This is a genomic window from Salipiger sp. PrR007, from assembly GCF_010499845.1.
GTDB classification, from domain to species: domain Bacteria; phylum Pseudomonadota; class Alphaproteobacteria; order Rhodobacterales; family Rhodobacteraceae; genus Salipiger; species Salipiger pacificus_A.
Genome location: NZ_JAAGOZ010000029.1, coordinates 25,494 through 38,939 on the forward strand (window position 1 = coordinate 25,494; position 13,446 = coordinate 38,939).

At 65.3% G+C, this 13,446-nt stretch carries 14 protein-coding genes; 5 read left to right on the plus strand and 9 right to left on the minus strand.

Annotated elements, in window-relative coordinates; genetic code table 11:
* Positions 1-30 precede the first annotated feature (30 nt).
* Both otnK and G0Q01_RS14210 read left to right on the plus strand, forming a co-directional pair.
* Complete coding sequence (gene otnK, locus G0Q01_RS14205; RefSeq protein ID WP_164213549.1) at positions 31-1,284, plus strand: 3-oxo-tetronate kinase; 1,254 nt, start codon at positions 31-33, stop codon at positions 1,282-1,284.
* Positions 1,281-1,931, plus strand: coding sequence for an aldolase (locus G0Q01_RS14210; RefSeq protein WP_164196804.1), 651 nt, complete (start codon positions 1,281-1,283; stop codon positions 1,929-1,931). Before otnK ends, G0Q01_RS14210 begins: the two co-directional genes overlap by 4 nt.
* Positions 1,932-2,018: 87 nt before the next feature.
* On the opposite strand, the gene G0Q01_RS27355 is transcribed toward G0Q01_RS14210, so the two are convergent.
* The 3 genes from G0Q01_RS27355 to G0Q01_RS14225 all read right to left on the minus strand — a co-directional run bounded on the left by G0Q01_RS27355 (position 2,019) and on the right by G0Q01_RS14225 (position 4,357).
* Complete coding sequence (locus tag G0Q01_RS27355) at positions 2,019-2,318, minus strand: hypothetical protein (protein ID WP_343504879.1); 300 nt, start codon at positions 2,316-2,318, stop codon at positions 2,019-2,021.
* A 159-nt stretch (positions 2,319-2,477) separates the two neighbouring features.
* Positions 2,478-3,317, minus strand: a complete 840-nt coding sequence (locus tag G0Q01_RS14220) for a DUF6692 family protein (protein ID WP_164213550.1) — start codon at positions 3,315-3,317, stop codon at positions 2,478-2,480.
* A gap of 383 nt (positions 3,318-3,700) precedes the next feature.
* On the minus strand, positions 3,701-4,357 hold the full coding sequence (locus G0Q01_RS14225) for a hypothetical protein (RefSeq protein WP_164213551.1): 657 nt from the start codon (positions 4,355-4,357) through the stop codon (positions 3,701-3,703).
* Between the two features lie 390 nt (positions 4,358-4,747).
* Between G0Q01_RS14225 and G0Q01_RS14230 the strand changes: the two genes are divergently transcribed.
* From G0Q01_RS14230 to G0Q01_RS14240, 3 genes are all read left to right on the plus strand, one after another.
* Positions 4,748-4,918 (plus strand): hypothetical protein, encoded by a 171-nt coding sequence (locus tag G0Q01_RS14230; protein WP_164196801.1) that lies wholly within the window; start codon positions 4,748-4,750, stop codon positions 4,916-4,918.
* 471 nt (positions 4,919-5,389) lie between these two features.
* Positions 5,390-5,983, plus strand: a complete 594-nt coding sequence (locus tag G0Q01_RS14235) for a L,D-transpeptidase (RefSeq protein ID WP_164196800.1) — start codon at positions 5,390-5,392, stop codon at positions 5,981-5,983.
* A gap of 638 nt (positions 5,984-6,621) precedes the next feature.
* A complete protein-coding gene (locus tag G0Q01_RS14240; protein ID WP_164213552.1) occupies positions 6,622-7,752 on the plus strand; it encodes an IS110 family transposase in 1,131 nt (376 codons plus the stop codon).
* A 1,151-nt stretch (positions 7,753-8,903) separates the two neighbouring features.
* Here the strand turns inward: G0Q01_RS14240 and G0Q01_RS14245 are convergent.
* The 6 genes from G0Q01_RS14245 to G0Q01_RS14270 are packed head-to-tail and all read right to left on the minus strand — an operon-like array spanning position 8,904 to position 13,434.
* Positions 8,904-9,377 (minus strand): MaoC family dehydratase N-terminal domain-containing protein, encoded by a 474-nt coding sequence (locus tag G0Q01_RS14245; protein ID WP_164213553.1) that lies wholly within the window; start codon positions 9,375-9,377, stop codon positions 8,904-8,906.
* The gene (locus G0Q01_RS14250; protein ID WP_164213554.1) at positions 9,374-10,222 is read right to left on the minus strand and encodes a CoA ester lyase; all 849 of its coding nucleotides are present in this window, start codon (positions 10,220-10,222) and stop codon (positions 9,374-9,376) included. The genes G0Q01_RS14245 and G0Q01_RS14250 overlap by 4 nt, the downstream gene beginning before the upstream one ends.
* Entirely contained in the window at positions 10,222-10,686 is a 465-nt protein-coding gene (locus G0Q01_RS14255) for a MaoC family dehydratase (protein ID WP_164213555.1), read from the minus strand. Before G0Q01_RS14255 ends, G0Q01_RS14250 begins: the two co-directional genes overlap by 1 nt.
* Position 10,687: 1 nt before the next feature.
* Positions 10,688-11,899 carry a CoA transferase gene (locus G0Q01_RS14260; protein ID WP_164213556.1) on the minus strand — a complete coding sequence of 404 codons (1,212 nt, stop codon included), beginning with the start codon at positions 11,897-11,899 and terminating at the stop codon, positions 10,688-10,690.
* A gap of 56 nt (positions 11,900-11,955) precedes the next feature.
* Positions 11,956-12,990 carry a TRAP transporter substrate-binding protein DctP gene (dctP, locus tag G0Q01_RS14265; protein WP_164213557.1) on the minus strand — a complete coding sequence of 345 codons (1,035 nt, stop codon included), beginning with the start codon at positions 12,988-12,990 and terminating at the stop codon, positions 11,956-11,958.
* A gap of 48 nt (positions 12,991-13,038) precedes the next feature.
* Positions 13,039-13,434, minus strand: coding sequence for a cupin domain-containing protein (locus G0Q01_RS14270; protein WP_164213558.1), 396 nt, complete (start codon positions 13,432-13,434; stop codon positions 13,039-13,041).
* Positions 13,435-13,446 lie beyond the last annotated feature (12 nt).

Consider the following 13,446-nt stretch of genomic DNA (forward strand, 5'->3'; position numbering starts at 1 on the left):
CGCCACACCAAGCCTACAGGAAGACAGACCATGAAGCTCGGATGCATCGGTGACGATTTTACAGGCTCCTCGGACCTTGCGAGCATGCTGGCCAAGAATGGGATGCGCGTCATCCAGTTTACCGGCGTGCCGCAGTGGCCGGCCCCGGAAGACGTGGACGCCGGGGTGGTCGCCCTGAAAACCCGCACCATGCCGGTCGAAGAGGCGGTGCGCCGGTCTCTCGAAGCGCTGGACTGGCTGCTGGCGCAAGGTTGCACGCAGATCTTCTTCAAGTACTGCTCGACCTTCGACTCGACGCGCGAGGGCAATATCGGGCCAGTGACCGAGGCGCTCATGGAGCGGCTCGGGGCCGACTGCGCCATCGTCTGCCCGGCCTTTCCGGCCACCGGGCGCTCGGTCTACCAGGGGCATCTGTTCGTGGGCGACCGGCTGCTGTCGGACTCGGGGATGGAGCACCACCCGCTGACCCCGATGACCGACCCCGACATCCGCCGCTGGCTTGCCGGGCAGGCGACGCGCGGCGTGGGCCATGTGCCCGCCGCCACCGTGTTCCGGGGGGCCGAGGCCATCGCCGAGGCGATCCGCGCCGAGACCGCGGCGGTGCGCCCGCTGGTGGTGATCGATGCGGTGAGCGATGCCGACCTGCGGGCGATCGGCGCGGCGACGCGCGGGCTGAAGCTGGTCACCGGCGGCTCGGGCGTGGCGATGGGGCTTCCGGCGATGCTCATGGCCGACGGCGATCTTGATCCGGCGGGCGCGGTATGGTCCGGAATGCCCGGGCAGGGGGCGCTGATCGCCGGCTCGGCCTCGAAGATGACCCGCGCGCAGATCGCGCGCTGGTCCGAGGCGAACCCGGCCCTCGAGATCACTGCGGATGCGGTGATGGAGGGCCGCGTGACGCCCGAGACCGCTGCAGGGGCGGCGCTCGACAGCGCCTCGCCGATGCTCGTCTACTCGTCGGCCGATCCCGCGTCGGTCAGGGCGGCGCAGGAGCGCTACGGGCGGGAGACCATCGCCGAACGGCTGGAAAGCTTCTTTGCGGAGACAGCGCGACAGCTGGTCGACGGCGGGGTGACGCGGCTGGTCACGGCGGGTGGTGAAACCTCGGGCGCGGTGGTTGAAGGGCTTGGCCTCACCGCGCTGCGGATCGGCCCCGAGATCGCGCCGGGCGTGCCCGCGGTCATGGCCGAGGGGCGGGACGTGGCTCTGGCGCTGAAGTCCGGCAACTTCGGCGACGTCGATTTCTTCGCCAAGGCGCTCTCAGTTCTGGAGGCGCGGTCATGAGCGAGCTGTCCCGGCTGCGAGAACAGGTTTGCACCTATGCGGCGACGCTTTACGCGCAGGGGCTGACGCATGGCTCGACGGGCAACATCTCGGTGCGTACGCCCGATGGCGGGCTGCTGGTGACCCCGACCGGAACATCTTTCCTGACCCTCGACCCGTCGCGGCTCAGTCGCTTCGACGCACAGATGGAACATGTCGAGGGCGATGCCCCAACAAAAGAGATGCCGCTGCACAGCGCCTTTTACGAAACGCGGGGCACCGCCGGGGCCATAGTGCACCTGCACGCCTGCCATTCCGTCGCCCTGTCGATGATGCCCGATGCGGATCCGGACGACTTCCTCCCACCGCTGACGCCCTATCCGATCATGAAACTCGGCCGGGTGAAGTTGCTGCCCTATTTCATGCCCGGTGACCCGGCGATCGGCGACGCGATCCGGGGGCTGGCGGGCAAGCGATCGGCTGTGATGCTGGCCAACCACGGACCGGTCGTGGCGGGCAAGGACCTCGAGGCAGCAGTCCACGCCATTGAAGAGCTCGAGGCAGGGGCCCGGCTGGCGATGATGACGCGCGGCCTGTCACCCCGCATGCTGGGCGAGGGAGACGTTGCAGCGCTGGTGGCGCGTTTCAATGTGGATTGGCAGGAGTGAATTTCGTATTCGGTTAAGCGGAGCGCCTCTGCCGCCGCCCCGGGCACTTCTCGATATTGCTCAAGGTCATTTTCGGAATGGCTCAACCTACTTGCCATTAGTCTGTGCGGCGTCGCGGGACACGCCGCTCGGGTTCATGAGCAATTCCTGCGCACGCAACTGGTGATCCTGCTCGCTGGCCGCGCCGCCGAGAGCCGGTGCACCGGCTCGGTCAGCTCCGGCGCCGACCCCCGTCAGCATGACCGAGGAGGTGCCGAGCCTGCGGAGCTGCGCGATAGCGTTCGCCGCGTCGTCCCGCGGCTCGTCCCTGAGCGCGATGAAGCCCTGAGGCACGTCATTGCAGACCACGATGACCGCCGTCTTGCCATCGGCTTCCAGCACCGTCACGCGGGTCCGTAGATCCTCCGTGAGTGCACCGCACTCCTTCGCCAGCGGTGGGGAGCGAACTCCCTAACACGTTTTTTGAGACATGTCTTAATGCAAAGGGCGCTCCCGCTTCCCAGTCCGTTTAGGGAGCAGCGCGATGGAAGGCGTGGCAACGAGACCTTACCCGCTGCAGGACCAGAATCCGCGGTAGATCGCCTCGGGGCCGGGGGTAAGTCGGAAGGTCAGCTGGCTGTCCGAGCGCTGCGCATCGACCTGCTCGACCGCCATCTCTAGCCCCTCGGTGCTGTAGGACCGCTCGGCGTTGCCTGCATTCAACGAAAGGATGATGCCGTTGAGCTTGGTGACGGCGGCGCTGCCATCGGCGGGGGCTATCAGCACCGGGTCTTCGGTACGGGTACGGCGGAAGGAGCAAGTCTCACCCTCGGGCAACGCATCTCCTGCCTCTTCGGGGGTCAGCGGTGCCGGATCGAGCGTCGACAGGAGCGTGTTGCTGAGCGCGTCCTGCAGGCTTCCCTGCCGCGCGGGCGGATCCTCGTAGATCTCGCGCACCACGTTGCCGGCGGCGACATCGGCGATCAGCGCGCGCATTTCAGCGATCTCCTTCTTCTGGGCCGTGGCAATGCCCTCGGCGAGCTTGCGCACCCTTGCGTCCTCGATACCTGCCCGCTCGGAGGTCATGATGGCGATCGAATGGTGGGGGATCATCGCCCGCATGTAGCTTGCACCATTCACGGTCACCTGGCTGCGCACCAGCCAGAGCGCGCCGGCGAAGACGACGATGCTGCCCGCGAAGATGGCGATATTGACTGCCCGACTGGGATACATCGCCGCCATAAAGGCGAGCATCACGAATGCCATGGTCGCTCCCATGACGATCGCCATATAGACGCGGGTCTCGCTGAAGAAGACATGCTCGAAAGCGTAGGTGTTGAGATACATCAGCCCGAACATGATCACCGTCGAGGCGAGGATCATGAGGGCGAAGCGGGAATAGGTCATCGGCACCTCCATGCTTGTCGCTCTCAGGCTCAACGGCCTTCCAGCGCTGGAGGGTTCCCTAAAATGTGAGCTCGCATGGGAGGGAGTGTGAAAGAGCGGGCAGCGAATTTACGGCACGCGCAGGCAACGCCTTGACGAAGGGCCTGATGGAATTGATGCCATCCGCCTTTATCGACAAGGCTGGGAGGAGTCTGCTCGAATGTTCCGCCGATCGCCGTGGCGGTCAGACGCGCATTTCACCGGCGCCCGCCCGTCTTCGCACTGTACCACCAACGGGCCATAAACTACCCAAAACGGGAGGACCTGTCGCCTCCCGCGTAAAAGTCAGCCAGCCCAGCCACCTATCTGGGCCAGCAGCTTTTCAGGGACAATACAGCCTGAAGTCAGTTGTCTTGGCTCCCACCCCAGAACCGGCGCATGCGGTCCATCATATGGCCGGGCGCGGCCATCTCGTCCGTGCTCAACGAACCACTCCCGTCTTCGTCGAGAGCCTGAAATCTGTCACTAAGAACGGGCCGAACCATGATGAGGTGGAGCTGTTCGAACTCTTCTGCTGAAAGCACGCCATCGCCGTCGGAGTCTGCGTCCGCAAAATTGCTCTCCATGCTTTGGAACATCTGTCCCAAGTCCATGTAGCCCTGCCCATCTCGAAATTGGCCGGGGTGCATCATCTCGTTCATCATGCCGCGGTCCATGTAGCTTGAACCGGGAAACATCGGGGGCTGGCCATTCATCATCCCGGGTCCGAAATTTCCATAATTCTGCTGAGGTAAGCGCTGCGGATACATTGGACGTTGTCCGCCCAACATGTCAGCCGGGCTGCCTTGACCCTGCATCATGCCCTGGCCATAGCCGCCCTGTGGCATCTGCCCCTGCATCATGCCTTGGCCGTGACCATAGCCACCTCCGCCATACCCTCCGGAAGAGTTGCCCATCATGCCCTGGCCACCCCATCCCTGACCCGCTTCGTGAGCCCGGACAGCGCCCGCAAGGGCGACGGTGGATGCGAGCAGGAGCGCCGGAAATGTGCTGAGTTTCATTTTCATTCTCCTCGGCCGCGCAGTGAAGGCCGCTTTGATGTCATGTCTCCCCGGGCATTGATCCGCCGGGAGGCCAAGCATGCAGGATTCCAGCGCTGGAAGGTCCATGATCTGGATCAATCGGGCATCGCCGTGTTTGGCTCGAAGACGGAGGATCGTGAGCGCGACGCTCCGTAAGTCAGGGCATGCCACGCGGTTCAGATGGCATTCCGATGGTCGAGCCCGACCTGTCTTGTGGGACCGTCGGTTTCGAGATCCCTAGCATGGGACTTTTCTGGACATCCAACCTGATCCCGATCAAGACCGGCCTGGGGCTCTTGACCGATGCCGAAGTCTTAGAAGTGATTTGGCATGGGGGCGCGCTCCAACGGCCGGGCTCCGGCGCCCGCCATGCCATGGCAGACCTGCGCGCAACTGAGCGATACGGACACCGAGGCGCTGATCGCCTACCTGCTTGCGCAGGGTCCGGTGGATGCTGTCCGTCTCGGTCCCGTGAAGGACGCCGAAGCGGCGCCGGCGCCTTTCTACCGGGTAACGGTTCCGGGCAGCTGGGGCGCCTAAGATCCCTGCCCGCGCGGCCGGGCCGGTATTGCGGCCTACCTCAGTGCTGTCGCCTGTCTTCGCAAGGGTCGGAGGGCTGCCACTACGAGGAGCCGCACTCGAGCCAATATGGGGGAGGGTTCGGGTGTCGAGGCAGCTTCGCCTCTCTCAATCCACCAGATACTTGGAACTCAATGCTCACCCCACACATTTCCCTTCTAGATGGGAGCGGCAAAAGAAACGCGTGCCTCCCGAAACGTTGTGCGGAGAGAGAGACATTGCGTATCCCCAAATCCCGTGATCTCGCAGGTCGCTCGCATCTGCGTTGGCCCCTCCGCGCCTGTGTCATCACGCATCCGGCCGATTTCCTAGTATGACGATGGCTGCGCGGCCGTAAGCGACGCCTCCCACAGTCGCTAAGCTCCAATTAAGTTAAGCCTACTAGTCCTCTCTGGCCGACCAACCTCGGGCCGCTGAAGGAAAGGAATATCTATGAATGCCCTGACGACCCGCCGTACTGCTCTGAAGCTCGGCCTCGCCTCCGCAGCGGGCCTAGCGGTGCCCGGACTTCTACGCGCACAGGCCTCAGCGCCGGCCCCCAGTGTGATACCACCGCAACTCATTCGACTTGCGACCCCTCTTCCAGCGAACGAAGTCCATGTCTTTCCAGACGCCTACCGTCTTTTCTGGTCGCTTCCAGATGGACAGGCGTGGATCTATGCCATCCGTGTGGGCCGCGATGGCCTTTACGAGCCGGGAGAATACTACGTTGGTGCGAAAAAGGAGTGGCCCTCCTGGACGCCGACCCCCGGCATGATCGAGCGGGAACCGGAAAAATATCAGAAGTACGCCGATGGCGGCATGCCCGGTGGTCCCGGAAATCCGCTCGGCGCACGGGCGCTTTATCTCTTCACTCCAGAACGCGGTGACACCTTTCTCCGCATTCACGGGACGGATGATCCGGGCAGCATTGGGCGTGCGGTCTCGAACGGTTGTGCTGGCCTGATAAACGACCAGATCACCCAGCTTTATGACCAGGTTCCGATGGACGCACGCGTCGTGCTGCATCCCAAGCGGCTTGAGTGAGGTGAACCCCATTTTCCAAACAGGTTTGCGGCGCGGCTATGCTTGCCTGTTAATCAGTTGCGGCCTGTAGGTCAGGGCTCTGATAGGCCTAGACCGGTGTTCTGCCGCCGAATGGCGTGCCAAATGTGGGTAGTCAATCTGCTTGGGCGGGAAACCGTAGAGATCGTCGCAGGGCGACTCCTCGCCATCACCGCTGCCGATGAGGCCGGCGGAGAGCCCCGCGCTCTCTCGCTCGGCCAACTCCAGTGCAAGGCAGCCGCCCTGGCTGAAGCCGGCGAGGCTGATTGCGCTGAGCACGAAGCCCTCTTCCTGCAAAGCGTCGACGCACACCCGTCCCGCGCCGCGGTGAACGCACGGTCGGTCAACGATGAAGCTTCTACTCCGATCATATTCAACTTATTGGCGCTTATGCGAATGCGAGAAACGTCGGGCGGCCGCAATGAGTACCACGCAGCTGGCGACGGGGTCTGCCCACGAGTGTGCTCGGCGCAGGTTACGGTCGGTCGCCGCACTGCACAGTTAGACCCCATGATCGCTCTGCACGGTGACTAGGTCGGCGGTCTCTCCCACGGCATTCTGAATGCGAGGGTTGCGCCGGATGACCCGGTGCCGAGCCTCAGGAATGGGGGAGAGACCAGATGCAGGATAGCACGTTCATCGGGCTGGATGTCCATAAGGCGACGATTTCGGTGGCGGTTGCCGAAGGTGTTCGAGGCGGCGAGGTCCGTCACCTCGGCACAATCCCGCATCGCGCCGACCATATTCGGAAGCTTGTCGAGAAACTGGGTGCCGGGGGTCACAAGCTCCACTTCTGCTACGAGGCCGGGCCCTGTGGCTATGGCCTGCACCGCCAGCTCGTCGAGTTGGGGCATGATTGCATCGTGGTGGCGCCCTCTTTGATTCCGGTGAAGACGGGCGACCGGGTCAAGACGGACCGTCGCGACGCCGTCATGCTGGCGAAGTTGCATCGAGCGGGGGAGCTGACGGCGGTCTGGGTCCCCGATGCGGCACATGAGGCGATGCGAGATCTGGTGCGCGCCCGGGCGACGGCGATACGCGTCACCGGCAAGGCGCGGCAGCATCTTCAAGGCTTTCTTCTGCGCCACGGACGCATCTACCCCGGCAAGAAAGGGTGGACGGTTGCCTATCGGCGCTGGCTGACGACCGTGCGCTTCGAGCATCGGGCACAACAGATCGTCTTTCAGGACTACGTCGATGCCGTCGCCGATGCTGAGGCGCGGGTGGCACGGTTGACGGGACAGATCACGGAACTGCTGCTGGATTGGGATCTGGCACCGGTGGTGGAGGCCATCCAGGCCATGCGTGGGGTCGCGTTCGTCGTTGCGGTCACCGTCGTCGCGGAAGTCGGCGATTTCCATCGCTTCGACAACCCACGGCAACTCATGGCCTATCTCGGGCTGACACCCTCGGAGCATTCCAGCGGGGCCACCGTCCGACGCGGCGGCATCACGAAGGCAGGCAGCGGCCTGGCTCGACGCGCGCTGATCGAAGGCGCCTGGAGTTACCGCATGCAGCCACGCGTCAGCCGCAAGCTGCATGACCGGCTCGAAGCTGTTCCATCGTGTGTGCGGGACATCGCATGGAAGGGACAGCTGCGAATGTGCCAGCGCTATCGCCGTCTGGTCATGGCAGGGAAGCCGAAAGTCGTGGTGACCACGGCGATCGCTCGAGAAATGGTCGGCTTCGTCTGGGCCATCGCCCGAGCTGTATCGCCGGTTCCAGACCCGGCTGTCTCGCAGTCTGCTTAGAAAAAACACGCTCTTTCGGCCCGCTGATGCGCAAGGCCGGGGGCGGAACGCGGTGGGGAATCCTCGTGCCCTGTTATGAGCCGGCTATGCCGACGCTCGATCCTTAGACCGAGGCAGCCCCAAGACGAAACCACGGTCATGCGGTACCCAACCCGCGTATGAGAGCTTGCTCAACCGTCGTCTCAGTTCCGTCTCCAGCCTTGCGCATCTACAAAAGCTTGCACCCGGCCCTGTCGGGGCAATTGTGTTGAAACAAAGGGTTGACAGCGATCATGAGAGCAGGCCGCTGAAAAACTCCGACCGCCACGATTTCGACGCCATAGCGCGTTATTTTTCGGGCTCTCTCGTCGAGCTGATGAAAACACGGCGGATCGGGACCTGACCAGCGAGGCGAGTGGCGCGCGCGTCAGACCATTTTCAGCAGCCTGTTAGCCATCGCCTCGGTCACCGCCACCTGGCGCGAGACCGCGAGGTTGGTCGGGGCGCGGTCAGCTGAGATCAACCGCATGGCCAGCGCCTTCGAGCATGATGATCTGCAGCGCGCGCTGGCGCTATGACGCGACCATGCCTCCGCGGATTTGACATGCCATTGGTCAGCGTGCAGCCTTTGGGGGCGCGTGCCATTTGATTGGGCCCAGGATGACCTCCAGAAAGGGAAGCCCATGATTGGTCCGTTGATCTGTATAGCTGGCATGGTGATCAGCGTCGTGGGATCCGTCCATTGCTGGCTGGTCTACCGGGGGTCTGCGTGGAGTGTCCGCGTCGACCCTGAGAGGGTCCGGCGCTTTGTGGATAGCGCACCGCTGCACCGCCTTGAGGAGCTGAAGGCGAAGCGCCCGGTGTGTCAGTGCTGTGGTGCGCCGCTTGAGGCGCACGGGGCGTAAATTCAGGCTGCTGGGATGGCCTGAATCTTTTACGTAAAAAACCTTTGCCGTAAACTTGACGCAAGGTCCGTCGGATCCCGATGCCCATGGCCGCGAGATAAATGTTTCCAGAAAAAAAGGGGAATTGCGCTCGCAAGCTGATTTGTCCGACAGGGCCATCAATTCCTACACAAGGAGTAAGCGGGGACCAGGCCAGTTGGCGCAATTGCAAACCGGCCTAGTCGTTCACCTCGGAAGGCATTGGGCCCTGCCGCAGCAGTTCGAGCTTCAGCTCTCGGGGCGGCCCAGCATTAGGCGCAGCGGCTCATAGACCATTACCGACTCGCCGCGCTGGTTGCGCACAGTGTTGCGGGTCTTCACCAGCCCCCGGTCGCCCTTGCTTTCCTGCCGAATCTCCAACACTTCGATTTCCACCGTGATCGTGTCGCCCTCGACCACCGGCCCCTTGATGCTCATGGTTGTCCCAAGGAAGGCCAGCCCCGTCTCCTGCGCGGTGGCATTGAGCGAGAGCCCCTCGGCCAGTGCGAAGACCAGCGCGCCGGGCGAGGGGTTGCCCTTGATGGCGGCCTCGGTGCGGCGGTACTCGGCGTCGGTGAACAGCACCTCGATCATCCCCGCGAGGTTGACGAAGGCCGAGATATCCGACGGCGTCACGGTGCGGCCATAGGTCCGGTAGCGGTCGCCCACCGTGAGGTCCTGCCAGTAGAAGCCTCGTCCGAGAAGCACAGGTTCGTTGTTCATGCCGGGATCCCCGCTCTTTGAAGTATAAGTCGTGACCGCTTCAGGTGCGGCATGTCGATCATCGCGCCGTCGAGGGCGACGACACCTGCCGCCGGGTCGGCCGCGAAGGCCTCGACGATGCGGCGCGCGGTGCTGACCTGCTCGTCGGAGGGCTGGAAGCAGCGGTTGATCACCGGCACCTGCGCCGGATGGATCGCGAGCTTGCCGGTGAAGCCGTCGCGCACCGCCGCGCGGCACTCGTCCGCGAGCCCGTCGAGATCGCGGATGTCGGTCCAGACCGCGTCGACCGGCTGCACCTCGGCGGCCATCGCGCCCACGAGCGTGAGGTTGCGGGCCATGGCGTAGGGGCCGGTAAGCGCGCCAGCGTCGTCACGCGCGCTGGCGCTGCCCAGAGCGGCAGAGAGATCCTCGGCGCCCCATGTCAGCCCCGCGAGATCCGGCGCGAGGCCGGAATAGCTGCCGAGCCCGAAGATCGCCTGCGCTGTCTCGGTCGCGATGGCGAGCACCGGCGGGCAGGGTTTGCCGCGCGCGTCGCAGGCGGCCCGCAGTGCGCGGACGCAGGCGCCGCTCTCTGCCTTGGGCAGGACCAGACCGTCAGCACCACCCGCGAGGGCCGTGTCGAGATCCTCGGCGAATTCGGGCGAGGCGAGCGGGTTCACCCGGACCCAGAGCCGGTTCCCGCCGCGATCCTCCCGAAGGGCCGCGAGGACGCAGGCGCGCGCGGCCGGCTTCTCGGAGGGGGCGACGGAATCCTCGAGATCGAGGATCAGCACGTCGGCCCCGACGCCCCGCGCCTTGGCGATCATCGCGGGCCGGTTGCCCGGGACGAAGAGCCAGGATCGCATCAGACCGCTTCCCGGTAGCTGTCGGACATGATCAGCGCCGAGCGGCGGCATTGCGCCACCAGCGTGCCGTGCTGGTTCTTCGCGCGGTGCTCGAAGACGACGATGCCCTGTCCGGGCCGGCTTCGCGACGGGCGCGCCGAGATCACCTCGGTCTCGACCCGCAGCGTGTCGCCGTGGAACACCGGCGCCGGGAAGGCCACGTCGCTCATCCCGAGATTGCCCAGCGTCGTGCCGAGCGTGGTCTCATGCACCGAGATGCCGATCATGATGCCCAGCGTCAGCAGCGAGTTCACCAGCGGCTGGCCCCACTCGGTCGCGGCCGAGAAATGCCGGTCGATGTGCAGCGGCTGCGGGTTCATGGTCTGCACCGAGAAGCTGACGTTGTCGGCCTCGGTCACGGTGCGGGTGATGGCGTGTCGGATGACCTCGCCCTCGCGGAACTCTTCGAGCCAGCGTCCGGCCATGTCAGACATCCTCCGTCTGGTGGCGCGTCCCGCGCCCGAGGACACCGCGGTCCTCGAGCTCTCGGATGGCGTCGGCGCCGTAGCCCAGCTCGGCCAGCAGCGCCGGGCCGTCCTCGCCCAGCTCGGGCGCGCGGCGGTCGGGCTCGGAGGGCGAGGCGCGGAAGCGCACCGGCTGCGGCACCGAGCGCACCCGGCTCTCGAGATCGTCGGTCGGCTCGAAGAAGCCCACCGCCTGCAGGTGCGGGTCGTTCAACAGGTCGTCGAGCCCGCTGACCCGGGAATGCGGCACGTCGAGCCGCTCGAAGGTGGCGATCCACTCCTCGGTCGAGCGCTTCGGCATCTCCTGCCCGAGCACCTCGTACATCTCGCCCACGTGGCGCGAGCGGTCGGTGGCGTCGTCGAACCACGGCTGCGCCACCACGTCGGCGCGGCCGAGCTCCTCGAAGGTCTTGCGCCAGTGGCGCTCGGTGTAGGGCAGCACGGCGATCCAGCCGTCGCTGGTCGGGAAGGGCCGGCGGTGACGGTTCAGCAGCCGCTGGTAGCCGGCGGGCGCGGCCTCGTCGAAGCTGGCGGCGGCCATGTGCTCGGTCATCACGAAGGAGGTCATGACCTCGAACATCGGCACCTCGATCTCGCAGCCGGTGCCGGTTCTCTCGCGCCCGACGAGGGCGGCCGAGATGGCGTTGGCGGCGTAAAGCGCCGCGATCTTGTCGGCGATCACGCCGGGCACGTAGGACGGATCGTTGCCGGTGTAGGTCGGCAGCTTGGCGATGCCCGAGGCAGCCTGGATCACGTCGTCATAGGCGGGACGCGCGGCGTAGGGGCCGTCGCTGCCGAAGCCGATGGCAGAGCAGTAGACCAGCTTCGGGTTGCGCGCCCGAAGTGCGGCGGGGCCGAAGCCCAGGCGCTCGACCGCCTGCAGGCGCATGTTGTGCAGGAAGACGTCGGCGCCATCGACCAGCTTCATCAGGATGGCGCGGCCTTCCTCGGTCTTCAGGTCCAGCGCGATGCTCTTCTTGTTCCGGTTGTTGTTGGCGAACATCGAGCTTGCGCCCGCCTTCGAGCGCGGATCGACGTAGCGCGCCAGATCCCCGTTCGGCGCCTCGACCTTGACGACCTCCGCACCAAAATCGCCCAGCATCTGGCCGGCCATGGGCCCGAGCACGATCGTCGTCAGCTCGACGACCCGGACACCCTTCAAAAGATCAAGCACGCGCCTCTCCTTTTCGTTGCGGGGCGGCCGGACAGGCGGCCGCCCCAGGTCTCGGTTCAGATGCCGCTCTCGCGGAGCGCTTCGACCTCGGCGCGGAAGTCGGAGAGGATCTCGGTCCCCTTCTTGCCGCGCTTGTCGAGGGCGGCGGCCCAGTCATCGGCGACGCTGGCGAAATCCGCGGTGAGCGTCGCGGTCTCTTCGTCGTTGAGCGTGATGACAGTGGCGCCCTTCTCGGCAAGCTCGGCGGTCAGCTCGACCTCGGCCGCGTCGAAGGCCTTGCAGGCGCTCGCGGTCACTTCGTGGCCGATGCGGGTCATGGCTTCCTGGATGTCGGCGGGCAGGCTGTCCCACTTGCGCTGCGAGATCGCGTAGGTGATCCCCACCGAGCCGAAGTTGGCGTTGGCGGTCGCCGAGCCCACAATCTGGTCGAGCCCGTAGGAGAAGGTCGAGGTGAAGGGCAGCAGCGCGCCGTCGACGGTGCCCTTGGTCATCGCGTCGAAGATCTCGGGCGGGGTCATGCGCACCGGGGTCGCGCCCGCGGATTGCAGCGACAGTTCCATCGCGCCGGGGTTCGAGCGCATCTTCATGCCCTTGAAGCCCTCGAGCGAGGTCACCTTGGCGCGCTTCGAGAAGATCGCCTGGTAGGGCGAGAGCGCCACGTTGTAGAGCACGCGCACGCCGTTGGGCTGGAACTCGAGCTGGTCGAGCTTGCCGCCCGGCTGGATCAGCTTCTCGAAGGCCAGCGAGCCCTCGCAGGACGACGAGATCTCGCCCGGCAGTTCGACCACGCCGCCGAGCGGCATCTTCTCGGAGACGTAGGACGGCACGATGTAGCCGATGTCGGCGATGCCGGCCTGGGTGATCGACAGGATGTCCTTGGCCTTGGCGAGCTGCTGGGCCGGGTAGTGCTCGATGGCGATGCGGTCGCCGAGCTCTTCCTTGAGGCGCGCGGTGAACACGTCGGTGGTGTTCTTGGTGATGATGTGATCGGCCGGCAGGCTGTCGGCGATCTTGATCGTCACTTCCTGTGCGGCGACGGGTGCCGCGGCAAATGCGGCGCAGACCGCAAGGATGCTGATGGTGGGTTTCATGGTCGTTCTCCTCCGATGGACCAAAGACGTGTCAGGGGGTGCGGGTGCTCAGCACTCGACGCGGGCGCCTTCGCCGTAGGGCGGGCCGTAGCAGATCAGGACGCGGACCGGCGTGTCGCCGATGGCGGTGAAGGTGTGGGGCATGTCGGCGGGGAAGAAGACGCTCTCCTCCGGCCCGATCTCCTGGGTGAGGCCGCCGACCTCGACCCGGGCGCGGCCCTCGAGCATCCAGCAGAACTGGTCGATGCCGGGGTGGAAGTGGGCGCTGGCGCCCTCGCCGGGCTCGATGCGGCCGATCAGCACTTCCATCTGGGTGGCGCCGGTCTCTGGCGACACCAGCCGGCGGTTCACCGTCCCGCTGTGGCCGCGCGGCTGGTAGGCCGCGGCCCTGGACTCGGTCATGAAATACATCTTGGGGTCGATGTCGGTCTTTGCGGTCGACATGGTGGCTCCTCC